The organism is Actinoplanes sp. NPDC049598 (assembly GCF_040675435.1).
In the GTDB taxonomy this organism is placed as follows: domain Bacteria; phylum Actinomycetota; class Actinomycetes; order Mycobacteriales; family Micromonosporaceae; genus Actinoplanes.
This window is the reverse complement of record NZ_JBFAOX010000003.1, coordinates 119,268-139,465: the sequence shown is the minus strand read 5'-3', so window position 1 is coordinate 139,465 and position 20,198 is coordinate 119,268. Positions and strand designations below refer to the sequence as shown.

The 20,198-nt window shown below is 71.1% G+C and carries 21 protein-coding genes; 12 read left to right on the top strand and 9 right to left on the bottom strand.

Annotated features, from left to right (window positions below; translation table 11 throughout):
* Positions 1 to 214 precede the first annotated feature (214 nt).
* Positions 215 to 418, top strand: a complete 204-nt coding sequence (locus AB0J66_RS09295) for a cold-shock protein (protein ID WP_015625344.1) — start codon at positions 215 to 217, stop codon at positions 416 to 418.
* Between the two features lie 85 nt (positions 419 to 503).
* On the opposite strand, the gene AB0J66_RS09290 is transcribed toward AB0J66_RS09295, so the two are convergent.
* Entirely contained in the window at positions 504 to 1,217 is a 714-nt protein-coding gene (locus AB0J66_RS09290; protein WP_364657706.1) for a lysophospholipid acyltransferase family protein, read from the bottom strand.
* 132 nt (positions 1,218 to 1,349) lie between these two features.
* Between AB0J66_RS09290 and AB0J66_RS09285 the strand changes: the two genes are divergently transcribed.
* Positions 1,350 to 1,523 carry a hypothetical protein gene (locus AB0J66_RS09285; RefSeq protein ID WP_364657704.1) on the top strand — a complete coding sequence of 58 codons (174 nt, stop codon included), beginning with the start codon at positions 1,350 to 1,352 and terminating at the stop codon, positions 1,521 to 1,523.
* Positions 1,524 to 1,557: 34 nt separating this feature from the next.
* Complete coding sequence (locus AB0J66_RS09280; protein WP_364657702.1) at positions 1,558 to 2,424, top strand: hypothetical protein; 867 nt, start codon at positions 1,558 to 1,560, stop codon at positions 2,422 to 2,424.
* Here AB0J66_RS09280 and AB0J66_RS09275 read toward each other — a convergent pair.
* From AB0J66_RS09275 to AB0J66_RS09260, 4 genes are read right to left on the bottom strand one after another with little or no spacing between them, the layout of a single operon-like run.
* Positions 2,411 to 3,331 (bottom strand): ABC transporter permease, encoded by a 921-nt coding sequence (locus AB0J66_RS09275; protein WP_364657700.1) that lies wholly within the window; start codon positions 3,329 to 3,331, stop codon positions 2,411 to 2,413. The genes AB0J66_RS09280 and AB0J66_RS09275 overlap by 14 nt on opposite strands.
* Complete coding sequence (locus AB0J66_RS09270) at positions 3,321 to 4,052, bottom strand: ABC transporter ATP-binding protein (RefSeq protein WP_364657698.1); 732 nt, start codon at positions 4,050 to 4,052, stop codon at positions 3,321 to 3,323. The genes AB0J66_RS09275 and AB0J66_RS09270 overlap by 11 nt, the downstream gene beginning before the upstream one ends.
* Entirely contained in the window at positions 4,049 to 5,110 is a 1,062-nt protein-coding gene (locus AB0J66_RS09265) for an ABC transporter substrate-binding protein (RefSeq protein WP_364657696.1), read from the bottom strand. Before AB0J66_RS09265 ends, AB0J66_RS09270 begins: the two co-directional genes overlap by 4 nt.
* A gap of 6 nt (positions 5,111 to 5,116) precedes the next feature.
* Entirely contained in the window at positions 5,117 to 5,515 is a 399-nt protein-coding gene (locus tag AB0J66_RS09260; protein ID WP_364657694.1) for an Rrf2 family transcriptional regulator, read from the bottom strand.
* A 163-nt stretch (positions 5,516 to 5,678) separates the two neighbouring features.
* On the opposite strand from AB0J66_RS09260, the gene AB0J66_RS09255 reads away from it, so the two are divergent.
* From AB0J66_RS09255 to AB0J66_RS09230, 6 genes are all read left to right on the top strand, one after another.
* On the top strand, positions 5,679 to 6,986 hold the full coding sequence (locus AB0J66_RS09255; RefSeq protein ID WP_364657692.1) for a pitrilysin family protein: 1,308 nt from the start codon (positions 5,679 to 5,681) through the stop codon (positions 6,984 to 6,986).
* Positions 6,983 to 8,302, top strand: coding sequence for a pitrilysin family protein (locus AB0J66_RS09250; RefSeq protein WP_364657690.1), 1,320 nt, complete (start codon positions 6,983 to 6,985; stop codon positions 8,300 to 8,302). Before AB0J66_RS09255 ends, AB0J66_RS09250 begins: the two co-directional genes overlap by 4 nt.
* Positions 8,299 to 9,249 carry an NAD(+) diphosphatase gene (nudC, locus tag AB0J66_RS09245; protein WP_364657687.1) on the top strand — a complete coding sequence of 317 codons (951 nt, stop codon included), beginning with the start codon at positions 8,299 to 8,301 and terminating at the stop codon, positions 9,247 to 9,249. Before AB0J66_RS09250 ends, nudC begins: the two co-directional genes overlap by 4 nt.
* A gap of 95 nt (positions 9,250 to 9,344) precedes the next feature.
* Positions 9,345 to 10,232, top strand: a complete 888-nt coding sequence (locus AB0J66_RS09240) for a phytanoyl-CoA dioxygenase family protein (protein ID WP_364657685.1) — start codon at positions 9,345 to 9,347, stop codon at positions 10,230 to 10,232.
* A 20-nt stretch (positions 10,233 to 10,252) separates the two neighbouring features.
* On the top strand, positions 10,253 to 10,693 hold the full coding sequence (locus AB0J66_RS09235; RefSeq protein ID WP_364657683.1) for a hypothetical protein: 441 nt from the start codon (positions 10,253 to 10,255) through the stop codon (positions 10,691 to 10,693).
* Positions 10,690 to 11,172 (top strand): hypothetical protein, encoded by a 483-nt coding sequence (locus AB0J66_RS09230; RefSeq protein WP_364657680.1) that lies wholly within the window; start codon positions 10,690 to 10,692, stop codon positions 11,170 to 11,172. Before AB0J66_RS09235 ends, AB0J66_RS09230 begins: the two co-directional genes overlap by 4 nt.
* Here AB0J66_RS09230 and AB0J66_RS09225 read toward each other — a convergent pair.
* Positions 11,165 to 11,410: a mycoredoxin gene (locus AB0J66_RS09225; protein ID WP_364657678.1), complete on the bottom strand. Its 246-nt coding sequence runs from the start codon at positions 11,408 to 11,410 to the stop codon at positions 11,165 to 11,167. The two genes, AB0J66_RS09230 and AB0J66_RS09225, sit on opposite strands and share 8 nt — an antisense overlap.
* 81 nt (positions 11,411 to 11,491) lie before the next feature.
* Between AB0J66_RS09225 and AB0J66_RS09220 the strand changes: the two genes are divergently transcribed.
* The 3 genes from AB0J66_RS09220 to AB0J66_RS09210 all read left to right on the top strand — a co-directional run bounded on the left by AB0J66_RS09220 (position 11,492) and on the right by AB0J66_RS09210 (position 14,528).
* Positions 11,492 to 13,600, top strand: coding sequence for an ATP-dependent DNA helicase UvrD2 (locus tag AB0J66_RS09220; protein ID WP_364657675.1), 2,109 nt, complete (start codon positions 11,492 to 11,494; stop codon positions 13,598 to 13,600).
* Positions 13,601 to 13,747: 147 nt separating this feature from the next.
* A complete protein-coding gene (locus AB0J66_RS09215; protein ID WP_364657673.1) occupies positions 13,748 to 14,023 on the top strand; it encodes a hypothetical protein in 276 nt (91 codons plus the stop codon).
* A 142-nt stretch (positions 14,024 to 14,165) separates the two neighbouring features.
* Positions 14,166 to 14,528, top strand: a complete 363-nt coding sequence (locus AB0J66_RS09210; RefSeq protein WP_364657670.1) for a WhiB family transcriptional regulator — start codon at positions 14,166 to 14,168, stop codon at positions 14,526 to 14,528.
* A 515-nt stretch (positions 14,529 to 15,043) separates the two neighbouring features.
* On the opposite strand, the gene AB0J66_RS09205 is transcribed toward AB0J66_RS09210, so the two are convergent.
* From AB0J66_RS09205 to AB0J66_RS09195, 3 genes are all read right to left on the bottom strand, one after another.
* The gene (locus AB0J66_RS09205) at positions 15,044 to 16,312 is read right to left on the bottom strand and encodes a M18 family aminopeptidase (protein WP_364657667.1); all 1,269 of its coding nucleotides are present in this window, start codon (positions 16,310 to 16,312) and stop codon (positions 15,044 to 15,046) included.
* 4 nt (positions 16,313 to 16,316) lie between these two features.
* On the bottom strand, positions 16,317 to 17,663 hold the full coding sequence (locus tag AB0J66_RS09200) for an AarF/ABC1/UbiB kinase family protein (RefSeq protein WP_364657664.1): 1,347 nt from the start codon (positions 17,661 to 17,663) through the stop codon (positions 16,317 to 16,319).
* A gap of 562 nt (positions 17,664 to 18,225) precedes the next feature.
* Positions 18,226 to 19,980 (bottom strand): hypothetical protein, encoded by a 1,755-nt coding sequence (locus AB0J66_RS09195; protein WP_364657662.1) that lies wholly within the window; start codon positions 19,978 to 19,980, stop codon positions 18,226 to 18,228.
* Positions 19,981 to 20,198: the final 218 nt, after the last annotated feature.

Genomic DNA, 20,198 nt, shown 5'->3' with positions numbered 1-20,198 from the left:
CCTCTGTTCGTGTTAGGCTCTCCGCGTTGTCAGTTTGGTTCCCAAGTACTCAGGAGCGCCTGTGGGGAAGTCTGCCCCAGGCGCTCTTTGTCGTAACCCGGGTTTCTCCGGTACGGGCGATCAGTACGACAGCACGAGACTCGCGAAGTGCGGGTCTTACTACCTCGTTCCCGTCCATAATGGTCGGGAACGATCGACCGTCGAGGAGACGAGCATGGTTACCGGCGTTGTGAAGTGGTTCAACGCGGACAAGGGCTTCGGGTTCATCACCCCGGACGACGGCGGCGCCGACGTCTTCGCCCACTTCTCCGCTATCCAGACTTCCGGCTACCGTTCGCTGGACGAGAACCAGCGGGTGGAGTTCGAGGTCACGCAGGGCCAGAAGGGCCCGCAGGCCGCGAACATCCGCCCGCTCTGATCTCTGTCCTGATCAGTAGCAGGTAGAACGACAAGAACGGCGCCGCATCCCCCGGGGTGCGGCGCCGTTTTCGTTCCTCGCCGGGTCAGACGGCCGCGGCCTCGGGCAGGGGCGCGGTGCCGCCCAGGTGGGCCGGCAGCCACCAGCGGTCGTCCGGGCCCGAGGGCTTCTCCGGGTAGGCCCGCTGGGCGGCGTCGAGCAGGGCGCTGAGCCGCTCTTTCAGGATGGCGGTCAGCGCGTCGGGCGAGACGCCCTTGGTCATCTCGATCGCCTCGCCGATCTTGATGATGACCGGTACGTGGCGCTTGCCCAGCTCCTTCTTGTGCCCCTTGGTCCAGAGCCGCTGCGGGCCCCAGACGACCATCGGGATCAACGGCACCTTGGCCGTACGGGCCAGGCGGACCGCGCCCGACTTGAGCTCTTTCACCGTGAACGACTCGCTGATGGTCGCCTCGGGGAAGACGCCGACCACCTCGCCGTCCTTCAGCGCCTGGGTCGCCGCGCGGAACGAAGCGGCGCCCGCGTCGCGGTCGACCGGGATGTGCCGCATGCCGCGCATCAGCGGGCCGCTGATCTTGTGGTCGAAGACCGACTTCTTGGCCATGAAGCGGACCAGCCGCTTGGCCGGCTGGGCGCCGAGCCCGCAGAAGATGAAGTCGAGATAACTGACGTGGTTGCTCGCCAGCACCGCCCCGCCCGTGGCGGGGATGTGCTCGGCTCCGTCCACCTGGATCTTCAGGTCGAGCGCGCGGAACCATGTCTTCGCAAACGCGACCACCGGGGGATACACGAGTTCCATGGCAAGACGGTAGCGGAACTCGCTGAATTTCTCCTGGGCCGCGTGCAACGGATCGCCCCTACCGAGCGTCTATCAATTATCTGTTCTTTTTTCACCGGTCGAGGGCGGCCGGTTCGACCGGAAGGCGCCGATATGCGGGGTCCCTCGGCCCGCCGGGAGCTGGCGTTCGTGTGCGGGTTCGCCGCCTTGGGCGTCGCGATGGTCATCGTTGTCGCCTTCGCCCCGTGGTATGCGGCTCTTTCCGACCCCACGGGCGTCGCGCCCGCGATGTGGCACCAGATGCTGGGGTTGCTCGGGGCCGTCTAGGGCTCGTTCACGATCGTGGTGTTCACTGGGATTCATGTCCGACCAGACGTGGCAACGACCGGGCGGTGGCTTCGGCTCCGGGCTCGTCACGGGCGTGCCGTTGAAGCCGCCGCCGTCGGACCCCGCGCCCGAGCCGCCGCCGGGCGATGACAAGGACCGGCAGAAGCGGCAGATCAAAATCTTCGCCGCGATCGCCGGCGCGATTCTCGCCATAGGTCTGGCCATTTTGCTGATCGTGGTGTTCTCGGCCGACACCAATCCGTTCCGCGATCAGGCGTCGGCTCCCACGGACGTACGGCCGCCGCTGGCCCAGGCCTGCCCGGCGCCGAGCGAGTCACCGAGCGCGGGCGCGACCCAGGCGCCGACCGCGCCGCCGGCCGAGTCGGGCCGCAGGACCACCGACACCGAGGCCGGCATCTCCTACAAGGCGTACGGCGCGCCCTGGGTGCCGTGGGACACCGTGTGGCGGGCCGGGACGCTCGAGGTTCCGTACAAGGTGGGTCAGCACTTCGTGACCGAGCAGTACAGCGGCGGCAGCTACCACGCGTCGATCCTGTCGGCCGCGGTGCCGGCCGCCGACAACGACGCGGTCACGCTCAACCTGGAGTGCGTGGGCCGTCAGGTCGCGGCGGACGTGCGCGCCGAGTACTACCCGCAGCCCAACACGATGGACGCGATGCGGGACGAGCTGACCACGCTGGGCGGGCGCCCGGCCTGGGTGAGCGAGTTCCGCCTGCACTTCAAGTCGCCCGGGCTGACCGCCACCGACGAGCTGTCGGCGGTGGCGGTCATCGACGTCGGCAAGACCACGGCGGCGGTGCTGTACGTATCGATCCCCGGCACCCACAAGCAGTTCGACTACGTAGTGGACGACGTCCTGAAGTCGGTCAGGCCTCTTTAAGACCCCACCGTTTGCGCAGTTTGTTGTCGGCGGCGTTGAAGAGGACGTCGATCAGGATGCCGATGATCAGGACGACGATGATGTAGCAGATGACCAGGCTGGAGTCGCTGAGGTCGCGGGCCTGCTGCATGCGTACGCCGATCGAGAGCGCCCCCGGCACGATGACCAGCAGCTCACCCGCCATCAGGCTGCGCCAGGAGAACGCCCAGCCCTGCTTGAGCCCCGAGATGAACGACGGCAGCGACGCCGGCAGGATCAGGTGCCGGTATTTCGCGAAGCCGCGCATGCCGAGCACCTGGCCCACCCGCAGCCACGTCCGCGGCACGTAGTCGATGCCGCTGATCAGGCCGTTGGCCACCGAGGGGGCCGCGCCCAGGACCACCACGAACAGGATCGCGCTCTCGCTGAGCTGGAAGAGCAGGATGGCCAGCGGGAACCACATGATCGAGGGCATGGTCTGCAGGCCGGTGATCAGCGAGCCGATCGCCGCCCGCAGCGGGGCGAACTGGGAGACCAGCGCCCCGATCACCGTGCCGATGACCACGGCCAGCAGGAAGCCGGTGAAGGCCCGGGTCATCGTCACCCGTACGCCGTCCCAGAAGTCGGCCGTGGTGATGACCGTGCCCAGGTCGCTGAAGACCGTCTCGGGCGAGGGCAGCACGTAGATCGGCTTCCACTCGGCCCAGACCACGATCTGCCAGACCAGCAGCACGATCGCGATGGCCAGCAGCTTGGGCCAGGCGCTGCGCCAGACCCGTTTGCCGAGCCGGCCCTTGTCCCGCTTGGGCTGCAGCTCGAGCGCGTCCAGGCCGCTGATCTCGACCCCGGCCTTCTCGGTGACGGGCGGCGCCGGGTCCTGCGCGGCGCCCTCGAGGCCGGCCCGGGCCGACGGGTACTTAATGGGCATGGCGGGCCACCTCCGCGCGCAGCCGGTCGGTGATCTCGGCCGCCTGGGCCGAGACCTCGGGGGAGTCGATGCGCCGGGGGCGCTCGTGGGTGACCGCGAAGTCCTCGATCACCCGGCCCGGCCGGCTGCTGAGCAGGATGACCCGGTCGCCGAGCCGTACCGCCTCGCGCACGTTGTGCGTGACGAACAGGACGGTCAGCTCCTGCTCGCGCCAGATCCGTTCGAGCTCGTCGTGCAGGATGTCGCGGGTCATCGCGTCCAGCGCGCCGAACGGCTCGTCCATCAGCAGCACCTCGGCGTTCTGGGCCAGGGCGCGGGCCAGCGCGACGCGCTGGCGCATGCCGCCGGAGAGCTCGTGCGGCCGCTTGTCGCCGAAGCCGCGCAGCCGGACGGTCTCGAGCAGCTCGTCGGCCCGCTTACGCCGCTCGGGCCCGGACGCGCCCTGCAGCCGCAGCGGCAGCTCGACGTTGGCCCGGACCGAGAGCCAGGGGAAGAGCGCGGCCTCCTGGAACATCAGCGACACCTTGCGGCCGCCGATGTCCAGCGTCCCGCCGGTGACCTGGTCGAGCCCGGCCACGAGCGAGAGCAGGGTGCTCTTGCCGCAGCCGGACGCGCCCAGCAGGCAGACGAACTCGCCCTTCTCGACGGTCAGCGAGACCTGGTCCAGGGCCAGCAAGGCGCCGTAGTCCTTGGACACCTTGTCCAGGCTGATGACACTCATGCCGCGGAGTCGCTGACCTCGGGCTTTCCCGCGGCCTTGAGCAGCTCGTTGAGCGGCCCGAGGTCGTAGATGCCCTTGAGGTCGACGGGCTTGAGCAGGCCGACGTCCTCGGCGTGCTTGGCGCTGGTGTAGAGCGACGAGGCGACCGGGTCGGCGGTGAAGGTCAGGTTCTTGAACGCGGCCGCGAGCACCTCGTCCTTGAGCGGCTTGCCGCTGAGCGCCGCGATCTGCGCGTTGGCCGCCTTCTGGGCGCCGGCGTTGTCCTTCTCGATCTCGTCGAGCGCCTGCAGGTGACCCTGCAGCAGCTTCTTCACCGTGCCCGGGTACTTCTTGAGGAAGTCCTGGGTGACGATCAGGTGGGTGGTCACGAACAGCCCGTTGGGCCACAGGTCCTTCTCGTTGACCAGCACCTTGCCCTTGGACTCGAGGACCAGGCGGCTCTGGTTGGGCTCGGGCACCCAGGCCCCGTCGATCGCGCCCTGGGCGAACGCCTGCAGCGCGGTGGCGTTGTCCTGCGGCAGCACGGAGACGTCGCCGCCGCCCTGCGTGTCGGCGTTCAGGCCGTTCTCCTTGAGCCAGGCGCGCAGCGCGACGTCCTGGGTGTTGCCCAGCTGCGGGGTGGCGATCTTCTTGCCCTTGAGGTCGGCCGGGCTGTTGATGCCCTCCCTGACCACGAGGCCGGCGCCGCCGGAGGTGCTGCCCGCGATGATCTTCAGGCCCTTGCCCTGCGACTGGGCCCAGCCGTTGATGGCCGGGTTGGGGCCGATGTACGTGGCGTCGATCGCGCCCGAGAACAGCGCCTCGATGGCGGCCGGGCCGGCGTTGAACGTCTTGGTCTCGAGCTTGGTGCTGCCGAGCGCGCTCTGGAAGTAGCCCTTGTTCACGCCGATCAGGGCGGGGGCGTGGGTGATGTTGGGGAAGTAGCCGAGGCGGATGGCGCTCGCTTCGGCGTTGCCACCGGCGGCCGGCTCGTCGTCATCGCCGCAGGCGGCCATGAGGGACACGGACAGCAGGGCGGTGGCGGCAAGGGCAAGCGCACGGACAGTGCGGGAGCTCATGGCTCACTACTCCTTCGACAGTTCAGCCAGGGTTCTGTGGTCGACGACGCCCTCGATGGCTTCCTCGACGGCGACCCACACGTCGCGCAGCCCGGTGGCCGCGCCGCGGTAGGTCGTGGTGCCGGTGGGCAGGCCGCGCACGGTGGTCAGCGCGCCGCCGACCGCTCGTACGACGTCGCCGACCGTGATCTCGGTCGCGGGGCGGGCCAGCGCGTAGCCGCCGTCGACGCCGCGGTGGCTGTGCAGCAGCCCGGCGCGCCGGAGGTCGAGCAGGATGCCCTGCAGAAAGCTGAGCGGGATGTCCTGGGCGGCGGCCAGCGAAGCGGCCTTGACCAGGCGTGGATGCTCCACCGTGACGGCGAGCATCGCCCGGACGGCGTAGTCGGTTCGTGCGGAGACGTACACGGATCCCCCTGACCGCCCGTGCCAAAGTCTGCTTAATCTATCTAGCGGATAGGAATGATGGTCTAAGTAGACTTTGGCGTCAACCCTCGCCCGGATGACGGGATGCGATCGGGGGATGGCCGCTCGGTGACGGGCGGCGGCCGGAAGGCGCTAATGTCATTTTGTGGCGCGCAGAATCAAGATCCCCGCGACGAAGTATCCGGTCGAGCGATTCACCCTGGACAACGGTTTGCGGGTGGTGCTGACCCCCGATCGCAGCGCGCCGGTGGTCGGTGTCGCGGTCGTCTACGACGTCGGCATCCGTTCCGAGCCCGAGGGCCGGACAGGCTTCGCCCATCTCTTCGAGCACCTGATGTTCCAGGGCTCGGAGAACCTGGAGAAGCTGGCGCACTTCCGGCACGTGCAGGGCGCCGGCGGCACCTTCAACGGCTCCACCCACCTCGACTACACCGACTACTTCGAGGCGCTGCCCGCGGGCGCGCTCGAGCGGGCGCTCTTCCTGGAGGCCGACCGCATGCGCGGGCCCCGGCTGACCGAGGAGAACCTGCTCAACCAGATCGACGTGGTCAAGGAGGAGATCCGGGTCAACGTCATGAACCGGCCGTACGGCGGGTTCCCGTGGCTCAAGCTGCCGCCGGTGATGTTCCGGACCTTCGCCAACGCCCACGACGGGTACGGCTCCTTCGGCGACCTGGACAGCGCCACCGTCGACGACGCGCAGAACTTCTTCGACCGCTACTACGCCTGCGGCAACGCGACCCTGGCGGTGGCCGGCGACTTCGACGTGGCCACGGCGACCGAGATGATCCGGCGCCACTTCGGCGACGTCCCGGCCCGGCCGGCCCCCGAGCGGCCCGACTTCGACGAGCCCGACCTGGACGGCGAGCGCCGCGACACGTACACCGACCGCCTGGCCCCGCTGCCCGGCGTGGCCAGCGCCTGGCGCGTGCCCGACCCGATCAGCTCGTTCCAGGACTACCTGCCGTTCGTGGTGCTGGCCGAGGTGCTCACCGACGGCGACGCCTCCCGCCTGGTCGAGCGGCTGGTCCAGCGCGACCGCACGGTGACCAGCATCGGCGGCTACATCGGCTTCATGGGCGACGAGTTCCAGGTCCGCAACCCGACCGCGCTGCTGCTGCAGGCGCACATGCCGCCCGGCGGCGACGCCGAGAAGGTGCTGCGCACCGTGGACGAGGAGCTCGACCGGCTGGCGGCCGACGGGCTGCGACCCGGCGAGCTCGAGCGGACCCAGGCCCGCATCGCCACCCATCTGCTGCGGGACACCGACGCGGTGCTCGGCCGGGCGCTGCCGATGGCCGTGCTCGAGCTGCAGCGCGGCCGTCCCGAGATGCTCAACGAGTTGCCCAAGCTGGTCGGCGAGGTGACCGAGGCGCAGATCGTCGCCGCCGCGGCCACCCTCCGTCCCGAGCGGCGTGCCACTGTCGAGGTCCTCCCGGGAGCCACTGCATGAGTACGAAGTCCTTGCCCGACCTGATCCCGGACGCCAAGCTCAAGCTCCCGCGCGAGGCCGAGCGCACGATCGCCGGTGGCCTGACCGTGATCGCCATCCGGCGCCCGGCCGTCCCCCTGGTCGAGCTGCGGCTGCGGGTGCCGTTCGGCAAGACGCCGCTGCCCCGGGCCACCCTGCTGTCGCAGGCGCTGTTCACCGGCACCGGCACGATGACCAGCGTCGACATCGCGGCTGAGCTGCAGACGGTCGGCGGCGGCCTGTCGGCCGGCCTCGACCCGGACAAGCTGCTGATCAGCGGCAACTCGCTGGCGTCCGGCCTCGACCGGATGCTGGAGATCCTGGCCGCGGTGCTGACCGACCCGGCCTACCCGAACGACGAGGTCGGCACCGAGCGCGACCGCCTGATCGACCACATCCAGGTCGCCCAGAGCCAGCCGGCCCACCTGGCCCGCACGGCGCTGCTCAAGCGGGTCTACGGCAAGCACCCGTACGCGATCCAGACGCCCGAGCCGGAGCAGGTCCGCGCGGTGCGCCCGGCCCAGTTGCGGGCGCTGCACGCCGACCGGGTCCGCCCCGAGGGGGCCGTGCTCGTGCTGGTCGGCGACATCAACCCGGAGAAGGCCATCGACGCCGCCGAGAAGGCGCTCGGCAGCTGGACCGGCCCGGCCAAGGACGGCCGGATCCCGCCGGCCCCGCCCCTGGAGCCGGGCCCGCTGCTGCTGGTCGACCGGCCCGGCTCGGTCCAGTCGTCGCTGCGGATGGCCCTGCCGGCCCTGGAGCGCACCGATCCCGACTACGCCGCCCTGCAGCTGGCCAACCTGGTCTTCGGCGGCTACTTCTCGTCGCGCTGGGTGGAGAACATCCGCGAGGACAAGGGCTACACGTACGGCCCGCACACCGGCATCGAGCACTTCGCGGCCGGCTCCACGCTGATGGTGGCGGCCGAGGTGGCCACCGAGGTGACCGGCCCGTCGCTGCTGGAGACCCTCTACGAGCTGGGCCGCATCGCCAGCCTGCCGCCCGGCGAGGAGGAGCTCGAGCAGGCCCGGCGCTATGCTCTGGGCACGCTGCGGCTCGGCATGTCGACCCAGGCCGGGCTGGCCGGGCTGGCCAGCATGTACGCCGGCTTCGGCCTGCGCCTGGACCACCTGCGGGAGTACACGGCCGCGCTCTCCTCGGCCACCCGCGAGCAGGTGGCCGAGGTGGCCTCGCGCTTCCTGGCGCCGGCCAAGGCGGTCACCGTCGTGCTGGGCGACGCCGAGAAGGTGCAGGGCCCGCTCTCCGCCCTGACGGCCGTGGAACGCGGCGCCGAGTGAGCGCTCCGGAGCAACCCGACCTGCACGAGCAGCCCGGTTCGCCGCCCCTGGCGCGCACCACCCTCGACCGGGCCGCCCACCACCGTACGGACGAGGCCTGGCTGGCCGCGGCCTGGCAGCGGGGCCTGGTCCTCGTGGTCGACCTCGCCCAGGGCGGCCGGGCCCTGGTCAAGGACGACGCCCTGGTGCTCCTGGGCCCGGCCGAGGCCCCCGAGGGCGACCACTGGTTCCTCGGCGAGGACGGCGACGGCACCCCGCTCTGGACCATCGACGCGCCGCTGCCCGAGATCGAGGGCGCCCGGGCGGCGACCCTGCGCGACGTCGGCCACCTGCTCAGCGACCGGGACGCCGGCGTCTTCACCACGGCCGCCGCCCTCGGCAACTGGCACCGGAGCCACAAGTTCTCGCCGCGCACCGGCCAGCCGACCAAGGCGATCGAGGCCGGCTGGGCCCGGGTCGACACCGACGGCAACACGATGTGGCCGCGTACCGACCCGGCCATGATCGTGCTGGTGCACGACGGCGAGCCCGGCCCGCAGGGCCGCTGCCTGCTCGGGCACAACGCCACCTGGGGGGCGGCGCCCGACGGCGGCCTGCGCTTCTCCTGCCTGGCCGGCTACGTCGAGCCCGGCGAGTCGACCGAGGCGGCCGTCGTGCGCGAGGTGGGTGAGGAGGTCGGGCTCCGGCTGACCTCCCTGCGGTACGCGGGCAGCCAGTCCTGGCCCTACCCGGGCTCGCTGATGCTCGGCTATCACGCGACGGCCGATCCGGGGCAGCCCCTCACGCTCGATCCGGCCGAGATCGACGAGGCCCACTGGTTCACCCGGGACGACATCGCGAAGATGATCGCGGGCGACTATCAGCACCCGGAAACGGGTGTCCGGATGGGCCTGCCGATGCCTTCTTCGATTGCTTTCTATCTCATCGAGAGCTGGCTGCGGATTTGAAACTTTTCTAATCAGAAACTTTTTCTGCTTCGTCGGCAACCTCGGCCCACTGCCAAGCAGTCTTCGCTATACAAAGACTGAAAGGTGGAGAGCCGATGACGCAGGTGGAAGCGCCCGCATGGGCCCCGATGACGATCGACGAGCGCGCTCAATTCGACCGGGACGGGTTTCTTGTCGTTCGCGGGGTGCTGTCGCCGACTGAGATCGACATAGCCCGCACCGCCGTTCTCGGCGCGTTCGAGCGCGCCGGGCAGCCGGGCGGTCACGGCCTCGGGCCGACCGGCGCCCTGCACCAGCTCTCGGCGGTGACTTCGCTGCCCGAGCTGGCCTTCCTGCTCGACCACCCGGTGGCCTTCCGCTACATCTGGTCGCTTCTGGGGTGGAACGTGCACGTCTATCACTCCCACATCGACGTTCATCCGCAAATCCAGAAGAAGCAGAAAGAATGGTGGCACTGGCACCAGGACGGCGGCCGGCAGAACCGGGAGATCGAAACCGATCCACGCCCGATGATGTCGGTCAAGCTGGCCTATTGGCTGTCCGACGTGAGCGAGCCCGGCCGCGGCAATTTCACCGTTCTTCCCGGCAGTCACAAAACGAACTGGCTGCCCGGCCCGCCGACCCGCGGCGTGCCGTGGCCCCAGCCCGAGGGCGCCGTGCAGATCACCGCCAACCCGGGCGATCTCGTCGTGTTCGACCGGCGGTTGTGGCACGCCCGCTCGGACAACTACTCGCCGGTCACCCGCGTCGGCGCGTTCTTCGGCTACACGTACCGCTGGATCGCCGGCCGGGACGAGACCGCGGACCTGCCGAACCGGCCCGAGTGGGCCGGTTTCAACCCCGTGCAGCGCCAGCTGCTCGGGCACGCCGGCGACGGCGGCGGCGATCACGCCTGGGGTCACTTCCCGCAGACCACCCCGCTCTACGGCGCGCTCCGGGAGCAGGGCCTGCTGGACTCCAGCATTCCGGCACTCATTCCGTAGTTGGTGATTACCATCTGTCTGTGGGACAAAACGGGACATTAGTCAGAGCGGCCACCGCGGCGGGCCGGCACGTCCTCGAGGCGCTCGGCGAGGAGCACCCGGCGCGGTCGCTGTCCCGCCTGAGCGACTCGCCGAGCGCCGTCCGGCTGCTGCGCGAGCTGTTCACCGTGGCGGTGCGCCGCAGCTTCGTCGGGCGCGACCCGCGCGACGTCACCGGCTACGTGCGCGACCTGCTGCAGTACCAGTCGCTGCCGACCGACGGCGTGCTCGCGCGCGAGGCCGAGGCGGTGATCCGGTCCGCGGTCGGCGAACCCGACCTCGCGTACCGCATCCCCGACCTGCGCCGTTTCGAGCTGCTCTGTTACGTGGTGGGCGACCTGGTCCGGCCGCCCGGCATCCCCGAGGCCCAGCTGCTCGATCTCGTCGACCAGGCCGAGCGCCGGGCGGAGCGGGCCCGGTGAGCGCCCTGTTCCCCCCGCCGCCGCGGCTGGGTCACCTGCTGCGGGCGGTGGCCCGGCACGACGTCCCGGTCCGGCTGGGCGTGCCGGCGGGCGACACGGAGCGGCGGGTCTGGGAGATCGCTTTCGGTCTCATGGTCCGCCGGCGCTTCACCCCCGAGAGCCCGCTGGCCGAGATCGGGCGCAGTGTGGCCACCGCCGTGAACTACCACGCCGCCGCGGCCCTGCCGGCGCTCGACGCCGAGATGCTGGTGCGCGAGGCGCTGGGCGAGAAGGTCCCGGTGGACGACATCGACGAGACCGTGCGGGCCGGCGTACATCTGCTGTTGTCGGCCTCGCTGGCCGATGAGCTCGCAATGACCGACGGCGAGCTCGACGGCCTGGTCAGACAGGCCGAGGAACTCGCCGTCGCGGTTTCCGCCCCACCCCCGGAGGTCGAGCCGGAGACCGGGGAAGAGGAAAAAGAAGAAGAGGTCAGCTAGCGCTGAGCGCGGCCAGGTGCTCCTTGACCTGGACGATGGACGGGTTGGTCAGCGCCGACCCGTCGTCGAACTTCAAGGTCGGCACCGTCTGGTTGCCGCCGTTGACGCTCATCACGAAGTCGGCCGCCGCCGGCTCACGCTCGATGTCCACCACGTCGTAGGCGATGCCCTCGCGGTCGAGCTGCGACTTGAGGCGGTGGCAATATCCGCACCAGGACGTCGAGTACATGGTCAACATCGGTCAGGGCTCCTTCGGCTGGGTCACATGGCACAGCGCCTTCAGGCACAACGCCCGGCCCGGGTGTCATGATTCCCTGTTGTGCTGACTGATGCGGTGCTGGCCGGGCTCGACCCCGAACAGCGGACGGCGGTGACCGCCCCGGCGGGCCCGGTCTGCATCCTGGCCGGGGCCGGCACCGGCAAGACCCGGGCGATCACCCATCGCATCGCCTACCGGACCCTGGCCGGCGAGGTGAACCCGCGGCACATCCTCGCCGTCACCTTCACCGCCCGCGCCGCCGCCGAGATGCGGTCGCGGCTCACCGAGCTCGGGGCCCGCGGCGTGCAGGCGCGGACGTTCCACGCGGCGGCGCTGCGCCAGGTGCGCTACTTCGCCCCGCGGCTGCTCGAGGGCCGGGCCATGCCCGAGCTGCTGGAGAGCAAGGCCCGCGTGGTCGGCCTGGCGGCGGCCCGAGTCGGCGTACGGGCCGACCGCACCGCCGCCCGCGACCTGGCCAGCGAGATCGAGTGGGCCAAGTCGTCGCTGGTCGAGCCGGGGGAGTACCCGGTGGCGGCGACCAAGGCGCTGCGCGAGCCGCCGTACGAGCCGGCCAAGGTGGCCGAGGTCTTCGCCGCCTACGAGGAGCTCAAACGGCGGCAGGGCGTGATCGACTTCGAGGACATGCTGCGGGCCGCGGTCTGGGGCATCGAGGACCACCCGGACGTGGCCGAGCAGATCCGCGCCCAGTACAGGCATTTCGTCGTCGACGAGTACCAGGACGTCAACCCGCTGCAGCAGCGGCTGCTGGAGGCGTGGCTGGGCGGGCGCGACGACCTGACCGTGGTCGGCGACGCCAGCCAGACGATCTACTCGTTCACCGGCGCCACCTCGTCGTACCTGATCGACTTCCCGCGGCAGCGGCGCGACGCGGTGGTGATCCGGCTGGTCCGCGACTACCGCTCCACCCCGCAAGTGGTCGGCCTGGCCAACGCCGTGATCCGGCAGGCCCGCGGCAATGAGGCCCGGCTGCGGCTGGAGCTGGTCGGCCAGCGGCCGCCCGGCGCCGAGCCCGAGCTGAAGATCTTCCCGGACGAGACGGGCGAGGCGGCCGCGATCGCCAAGAAATGCCGCGACCTGATCGCCGCGGGCACCCCGGCCAGCGAGATCGCCGTGCTCTTCCGGATGAACGCGCAATCCGAGACGTACGAAAAGGCATTGGCCGAGGCCGAGGTGCCGTACGTGGTCCGCGGCGCCGAACGGTTCTTCGAGCGCACCGAGATCCGGCAGGCGATGATCGCGTTGCGCGCGGCCGTCCGTTCCATCCCCGGCGAGACCCCGCTCGTGCAGGCCGTGGTCGAAGGCCTGGCGGCGACCGGTTGGCAGCAGGGTCAGCCGCCCACCGGCGGCGCCGCCCGCGAGCAGTGGGAAGCCCTGGCCGCCCTGGTCACGCTGGCCGAGGAGTACGCCCAGAACCCCGCCCTGGAGGCGATCGGGCAGGCCGGCGCCGTGCAGCGCGACCTCACGCTGGCCGGCTTCAACGAGGAACTGGCCCGCCGGGCCGAGCAGCAGCACGCGCCCACTGTCGCCGGGGTCACCCTGGCCTCGCTGCACTCGGCCAAGGGCCTCGAGTGGGACGCGGTCTTCCTGGCCGGTCTGGCCGACGGGACACTTCCGACGACGTACGCGAAGACGCCCGAGCAGCTCGAAGAGGAGCGCCGCCTGCTCTACGTGGGGGTCACCCGGGCCCGGCAGTACCTGTGGCTGTCGTACGGGCAGATGCGCGCGTCGGGTGGCCGGGCCCGGCGGCCCTGCCGTTTCCTGCCGCAGCTCGAACGCCACTCGACCACCGAGCGGGCCGGCGACCGGAGTCGGAAACCCGACCGACGGCGCCCGCAGGTCTCCTCCTGCCGCATCTGCGGGGCCACCCTCCTGGCCGGCGCCGACCGCAAACTGGGCCGCTGCCCGACCTGCCCGTCGGACCTCGACGAGGATCTCCACGAGCGTCTGAAGACTTGGCGCTCGACTACCGCCGAGGAGCTCAGCGTGCCTGCTTATGTGGTGTTCACCGATGCCTCTCTGGTGGCCATCGCCGAACGCCGCCCGCGAACCCCGGCCGAGCTCCTGGCGATCGCCGGGATCGGGCCCCGCAAGCTCGGTCAGTACGGCGAGGCGGTGTTCGCTCTGGTCGGCGGCGCGGACCCGGTTTGAGCGGCCCCGAAAAAACTTTGAGAATCAACCCGTTAATTCGTTTGCGCCTCGTTGTGGGGCAGGCATAGCCTCAGGACACAGCTCACCGAGCGGCTCCGTTCGGCGAGATCACGACACGAGTGCAAGCACATGGAGGAGGTGGCAGACATGGAGATCTTCGAGATGACGATGACGCGACCGTCGACGCCGCTGACCCTTGCCTGCGCTCCGTTCGCTCTCCAGCTGGTTGCCCCCGTGGCAGCGCCGGCTGCCGAGCGGGCTCCGGTGTCGCGGGTGCACCAGGTCTCCGTTCAGGCCGAGCTGGCGGAACTGGGTCGCGGCGGCGCCAACAGCACCACTGGGTTCAAGGGCAGCAATGTCTCCATCTCCAAGCGCTACACGGATGGTGGCAGCGGTGTCCCGCCTCGAGGAAGGCCGGTCTGACAAACAGACCTCCGGCTCACCTCGAGGCCGCGGAACCCGTAACCGGGATCCGCGGCCTTACTTTTTTGCCGGCTCACCGGCCGGATGCACGACCTGTAGGCGATCCAGAAGATCGACGAGAAGAGAGAGGTGACCGGGCTTTATGAGTCTGGCGCTGGCCCCACTCGACGTGAGCGTCGAGATCGAGGCAAACCTGCCCTGTCGGAAGTTCGACCCGGACATGTGGTTCTCCGACTCCCCGGCCCAGCTGGAACTGGCCAAGTCGCTCTGCGGGGACTGCCCGCTGCGCGTCGAGTGCCTGGCCGGCGCGGTCGAGCGGAACGAGCCCTGGGGTGTCTGGGGTGGAGAGATCTTCGAGCGCGGCGCCGTGGTTCCGCGCAAGCGGCCCCGTGGCCGTCCCCGTAAGGCCGACGTGGCGCGCGACGCCGAGCTGGCCCACGAGGTCGAGGAGCGGCTCGCCGCGAACGGTCTCGACTCCCGCAAGTCCGTCAGCCTGGCGGCCTGAGATGAACACCCTCCCCAACCCCCTGACCCGAAAGCCGAGCATCGAGATGAACCCGAACGGAACGAAGATGAGACTCCTCCAAGAAGCGTTGTCCCGTGCCCGAATGCGTCGGCCTCAGAGTGACTACACACCTGAGGCACACCGTCCCGCCCGTCGAGTAGCCATGGAGGCCCAGCACCGCGCCTCACGCGAACTCGGCGGTGGACGCTTCTGATCCGGCGCCACTAGAACCCACCAGAGATAAGGGCCCGGCCGTTGAACGGCCGGGCCCTTACGTGCCTGCATTCCCACCGCGGGCTTCTTACTCCGCGCGGCCCTCCGCGGCTTCCCCTCCGCCGCGCGGTCCTCCGCGATTTCCCCTCCGCGGGGGCCTCACTCGGGGGCCTTTCTCGGGCAACGGGTCTTGCTGGGGCGGGCCGCCCCCGGGCCGGGACGGCCCTTAGCTGGCGGTCCTTTTGCCGCGGGGTCGGCTTTCCCTCTGCGGGCGGGCCTTCTGGCAGCCTCCCCTTCGCCAGTTATGCGGCGGCGGAGAGGAAGACTGTAACGGCGGCAGCCAGGTAGGCGGGGTCGTCGACGTGGGTGAGCTCGCGGGCCGAGTGCATCGAGAGGAGCGGGACGCCGACGTCGAGGGTGGGGATGCCGAGGCGGGCGGCGGTCATCGGGCCGATGGTCGAACCGCAGGGGACGGCGTTGTTGGAGACGAACTCCTGCCACGGCACGCCGGCCTTGGCGCAGGTGCGGGCCCACAGCGCCGCGCCGGTGGCGTCGGTCGTGTAGCGCTGGACCGCGTTGATCTTGAGTAGGGGGCCGCCGCCGGCGATCGGGCGGTTGACCGGGTCGTGCTTCTCCGGGCGGTTCGGGTGGACCGCGTGGCCGGCGTCGGACGACAGGCACCACGAGCCGGCGATGGCCCGGGCCAGGTCGGCCCGGTCGCCGCCGAGCGCGGACGAGACCCGCTCGAGCACGTCGGAGAGGAACGGCCCGGCGGCGCCGGAGCGGCTCTCGGAGCCGACTTCCTCGTGGTCGAACGCGGCCAGGATCGCGATGGCCCCCGCCGGCTCCGCCGCCAGCAGCGCGGTGACCCCGGCATGCACCGAGGAGAGATTGTCGAGCCGGGCCGAGGCGAAAAGCTTCCCGTCCTGGCCGAAACGGGCCGGGGCGGCGCTGTCGACGGTGACGATGTCGTAGCCCGCGACCGCCTCGCTGTCGATGCCGGCCAGCCCGGCCAGGTGGCCGACCACATCGGCGTCCGGCGCGCCGCCGACACCGAAGACCGGCTGGACCTCGCGCTGCCGGTCGGGGGCGAACCCGTTGTTCAGCTCGCGGTCGAGGTGGATCGCCAGATGCGGGATGCGGGCGAACGGACCCGTCCGGACCAGGTGGGTCGTGCCGTCCCGGTGCACGACCCGTCCGGCCAGCTCCAGCTCACGATCGAACCAGGAGGCGACGATCGGACCTCCGTACACCTCGACGCCGGCCTGCAGCCAGCCGAAGGAGACCGACGAGGGTTTCGGCTTGAGCTTGAAGCCGGGCGAGTCGGTGTGCGCGCCGAGGATCCGGAACGGGGTGCCGGCGTCCGCTCCCTCGGGGATCGCCAGCGCGATCACCGAGCCGTCCCGCACGATGAGCAGCCGCGCCCCCGGCCGGACCTGCTCGCGCCAGTCGGCGGTCTCGTCGAGCGTGACGTACCCGGCCTCGGTCAGCCGGCGGGCCACCTCGGCCGCCGCGTGGTACGAGCTCGGGGACGCGGAGACGAAGGCGGCCAGATCGTCGATGTGGGTCATGGTCTCAGGCTACGGGGGCGAACCCGGGCAGCCACTCCTCCAGGATCCCGCGGTACGGGGCGCTGGCCTCCAGCTGGCACAACACGCCGATCGAGCCCAGCGTCACCCGGTGGATCAACAGGTAGGACGGCGGCAGGTTGAGCTTGCGGCTGAGCTGGTACGCCGGGGAGCGCGGATTGCTGAGCCGGGTCGCCTCGCCGCGCAGCCAGGCCCGGGTGAACCGGAACTCGTCGACCGCCACCGGCTCGATCATCGGCCGCAGGAAGTCGAGCACGGCCCGGGCGTCGATCTCGTCGTCGGGCTTGATGAAGCCCTCCTCGCGCAGCCCGTCGGCCACCCCGTCGGCGTCGTCCTCCAGCGCAAGCCGCACCAGCCGCCCGATCGCCTCCGGATGCCCACCGGGAAGCCGGGCCACCGCGCCGAAGTCGATCACGCCGAGCCGCCCGTCGGCCAGCATCCGGAAGTTGCCCGGATGCGGGTCGGCGTGCAGCAGCCCGGCCCGGGCCGGCGCCGAGAAGTGCAGCAGGGCCATGAGCCGGCCCGCCTCGTCCCGCTCGTCCTCCGTGCCGTCGCTGATCACCTTGGCCAGCGGCGTGCCCTCGACCCACTCGGTGACCAGCACCCGCGGCGCGGACGCGATCACCTTGGGCACGTAGATCTCCGGATCGTCCGCATACGCGGTGGCGAAGGCCCGCTGGGTCTCGGCCTCCATCGCGTAGTCGAGCTCCTCGGTGATCCGCTCCTTGAGCTCGGCCAGCAGCGGCTTGATGTCCATGCCGGGCTGGATGATCTTGAACATGCCGGCCAGCCGGGACAGCTGCTTCAAATCGGCCAGCAGGGCCTCACCGGCACCCGGATATTGCACCTTCACCGCGACCGGCACGGTCTTGGGCTTGGCGTTCTTACGCGCGGGCGGCAGCTTCCACACCGCGCGGTGCACCTGCCCGATGCTGGCCGCCGCGGCCGGGCTGTCGTCGAACTCGGCGAACAGGCCACGCCAATCCGGCCCGAGCTGCTCGGCCAGCGCCTTGTGCAGGCTGGCCACCGGCATCGGGGGCGCCGCCTCCTGCAGCTTGGTCAGCGCCTGCCGGTAGGGGCCGGCCATCTCCTCGGGCATGGCCGCCTCGAAGACCGACAGCGCCTGCCCGAACTTCATGGCCCCGCCCTTGAGCTGCCCCAGCACGCTGAAGAGCTGCTCGGCGGTGCGCTGCTGAATATCGGCCGAGATGACGTCGGTGGCGATCCCGACAGCCCGCTTGCCCAGCCCCAGCGCAGTCCGCCCCGCGAACCCCAGAGGTAGCGAGGCCAGCTTGGCCGTCCGGGCCGCCGCCCGCCGCGGTATATCGCTCACCAGATCATTGTGACCGACGCCGCGCCGTTCAACCGCCTGCCTGGGGCGGCTTTGCCCTGCTCACCCCGAAAAGTCCGTTCCAAGTTTCCCACCCCTCCACAAAACCGCCACAACCTCAACCCTCCTCCCCACCCAACCACGGCGGTGAGCCGGTCGCCTCCGCTGAGCCGGTCGCCTCCGCTGAGCCGGTCACCTCCGTCGAGCCGGTCGCCGGCGCATAGGCGAGCCGGCGTCCCGCCGCAAACTCCGGCTCCGGCTCCGGCTCCGGCTCCGGCTCCGGCTCCGGCTCCGGCTCCGGCCCCGGCCCCGGCTCTGGCTCTGGCCCCGGCTCTGGCTCTGGCTCCGGCCCTGGCTCCGGCCCTGGCCCCGGCTCCGGCCCCGGCCCGGGCTCCTGCCCGGGCCCGGCCCTGGACCGGCCCCGGCTCCTAGACCGGCCCCGGCTCCTGGATCGGCTCCGATCCCGGGCCCGGCGCCGAGCCAGGTTGGGGTGTTGTGCTGAGCCGCGGCGCTGGCGCCGGCTGCGGTGCAGTGGCTAACTGCACAGTGGGGTCGGGCTGAGGTGTTATGACGGACCGTGGTGCTCGGCTGTGTTGCGGCGTTGGGACGGGCCCCCCGGTGCCGGGGCCGAGTGCGGTGCTGTGGCCGGCTGCGCGGCTGGAGCCGGCCGCGGTTCTGGTGCTGACTGCCCTGCTGCGGCCGACCGCCGCGGTGCTGGGGTCGGCCGCGGTGCTGGGGTCGAGCGCGGTGCTGAGACCGAGCGCGGTGCTGGGGTCGGGCGGGGGGTCGTGGCTGGCCGGGATGTGGGCGTCGGGCGTGAGGTTGGGCGTCGGCGGGTGGTGCAGTCGCAGTCGGGGTGGGGTGGCCAGGTGCGGCGGCGGGAGCGGCCCGGGGTGGTGATCTCGACGGAGGCGCCGAGGGTTTCGGGGGCGTCGCCGTCGAGGAAGGTGAGGGCCTCGGCGGTGGCGTAGGCGGTGGCGGCCAACAGGGTGGTCACCGTGCACGGCTCGGGGGTGAGGGAGCGGGCCGGGCCGGGCCAGTCGGCGTCACGGTCCAGACGATGCAGCTCGAGGCAGGCCAGGCAGGGGCCACCGGTGCGCGGGACCAGCGGGCCGATCACGGCGGCGCCCTCCCGGATGGTGACCGACAGGTGCGGCTGCTCGCGGCCGGCGTGGGCCGCGGCCACCAGCGGTGCCGGGCCGTCGTGGTCGAGCTGGATGACCAGCGCCGGTCTCGTCGTCCGCAGCCGCCGGGTGCTGACCTCGGGCATGACTCGGGTCAGGGCTTCGATGACAGCGTCGCGGCGGAGCTTGCCCACGTCGTCCTCGCGCAGAGGGCCACCGGCGAGCTCCTCGGTGCGGACCGTGCCCGAGATGTCGGGCAGCACGTGGCCGACGCCGGCCTCGGCCAGGGCGACAGCGATCGGCGCCCCGAGCCGCCCCCGCCCGGTGATCACCACGGAGGCCGCCTGCCGTCGCCGCAACGTCGTCGCCGGCGTCCGCACCCGCACGCTTGGCGACCGCGCGGCCCGACCGGCTGCTCGCGGGGAGGCCGCGTTCTGCCCAGTGCCGTGCTCGGCAGTCCCGCTCTGACCGTTCGTGCCGTGGGCGGTCGCGTTCTTAGCGGTCGCATTCTGGGTGGCTGCGTTTTGGGTGGCTGCGTTTTGGGTGGCTGCGTTCTGGGTGGCCGCGCTGTGGGCGGTCGCGTTCTGGGTGGCCGTGTTCTGGGTGGCCGCGTTTTGGGTGGCCGCGCTCTGGGCGGGCGCGTTCTGCGTGGCCGCGCTCTGGGAGGCCGTGGTCTGGCCGGACGCGCGATGGGCGGTCGGGCTCTGCGCGGTTGGGCGCCGGGTGGCTGCCTGCTGGGCCGCTGCCTGCTGGGCCGCTGCCTGCTGGGCCGCTGCCTGCTGGGCCGCTGCCTGCTGGGCCGCTGCGTGGTGGGCGGCGGCGCGTTGGGCGGCCGGCCAGGCGATGGGGGCGGTGCGGCGGTCGTGGAAGGCCAGGGCGGCCGCCTCGCTGATCAAGCGCTCGTGGATGGCCCCGGTCGGCTTGCGGGGGATCAGGGCGGTGGCCGGGCGGGCCAGGCCGGCGGCCTGCAGGAAGTCGAGGACGGCCTGTGCCTCGTCGATCGGAATGCCCAGCTCGGCCGCGCGGAGCAGCACCGTGCGCTCGGGGCGGGTGCCGTCCAGCAGGTCGAGGATCTCGGCGGCCCGGTGGTCGGGCAGGCGCAGCAGGACGGCCCGAGCCGGGTCGGCGCCCAGCTGGAGCTCGATGTTGTCTCGCCAGACTCGGGGGAGCCCGGGAATGAGCAAGGGACGGTTCACGAGTAACAGCATGTCACCGCAAGGCTGCGGAGCGAGTTGGTTGTCCACAGGCCCGCATGACCCCTGAAGCGGGTTATCCACAGCCCCGGGCAAGTTATCCACAGGCTATGGAGTTATCCACACCCTCACTCAACGTGCCCGGTTCGATGTGGATATGCGTTGCCGGAGGAATGCACCGGGGAGGGCGACCTGCCCTCCCCGGGTGGGTGAACAGCCTT

What these genes read in the sequence shown, in the direction of transcription:
- AB0J66_RS09215 (WP_364657673.1), top strand. Translation starts at nt 13,748, where the DNA reads ATGGAGATCTTCGAGATGACGATGACGCGACCGTCGACGCCGCTGACC.
- AB0J66_RS09275 (WP_364657700.1), bottom strand. Translation starts at nt 3,331, where the DNA reads ATGCCCATTAAGTACCCGTCGGCCCGGGCCGGCCTCGAGGGCGCCGCG.
- AB0J66_RS09240 (WP_364657685.1), top strand. Translation starts at nt 9,345, where the DNA reads ATGACGCAGGTGGAAGCGCCCGCATGGGCCCCGATGACGATCGACGAG.
- AB0J66_RS09270 (WP_364657698.1), bottom strand. Translation starts at nt 4,052, where the DNA reads ATGAGTGTCATCAGCCTGGACAAGGTGTCCAAGGACTACGGCGCCTTG.
- AB0J66_RS09205 (WP_364657667.1), bottom strand. Translation starts at nt 16,312, where the DNA reads ATGACCCACATCGACGATCTGGCCGCCTTCGTCTCCGCGTCCCCGAGC.
- AB0J66_RS09265 (WP_364657696.1), bottom strand. Translation starts at nt 5,110, where the DNA reads ATGAGCTCCCGCACTGTCCGTGCGCTTGCCCTTGCCGCCACCGCCCTG.
- AB0J66_RS09250 (WP_364657690.1), top strand. Translation starts at nt 6,983, where the DNA reads ATGAGTACGAAGTCCTTGCCCGACCTGATCCCGGACGCCAAGCTCAAG.
- AB0J66_RS09280 (WP_364657702.1), top strand. Translation starts at nt 1,558, where the DNA reads ATGTCCGACCAGACGTGGCAACGACCGGGCGGTGGCTTCGGCTCCGGG.
- AB0J66_RS09290 (WP_364657706.1), bottom strand. Translation starts at nt 1,217, where the DNA reads ATGGAACTCGTGTATCCCCCGGTGGTCGCGTTTGCGAAGACATGGTTC.
- AB0J66_RS09210 (WP_364657670.1), top strand. Translation starts at nt 14,166, where the DNA reads ATGAGTCTGGCGCTGGCCCCACTCGACGTGAGCGTCGAGATCGAGGCA.
- AB0J66_RS09285 (WP_364657704.1), top strand. Translation starts at nt 1,350, where the DNA reads ATGCGGGGTCCCTCGGCCCGCCGGGAGCTGGCGTTCGTGTGCGGGTTC.
- AB0J66_RS09295 (WP_015625344.1), top strand. Translation starts at nt 215, where the DNA reads ATGGTTACCGGCGTTGTGAAGTGGTTCAACGCGGACAAGGGCTTCGGG.
- AB0J66_RS09225 (WP_364657678.1), bottom strand. Translation starts at nt 11,410, where the DNA reads ATGTTGACCATGTACTCGACGTCCTGGTGCGGATATTGCCACCGCCTC.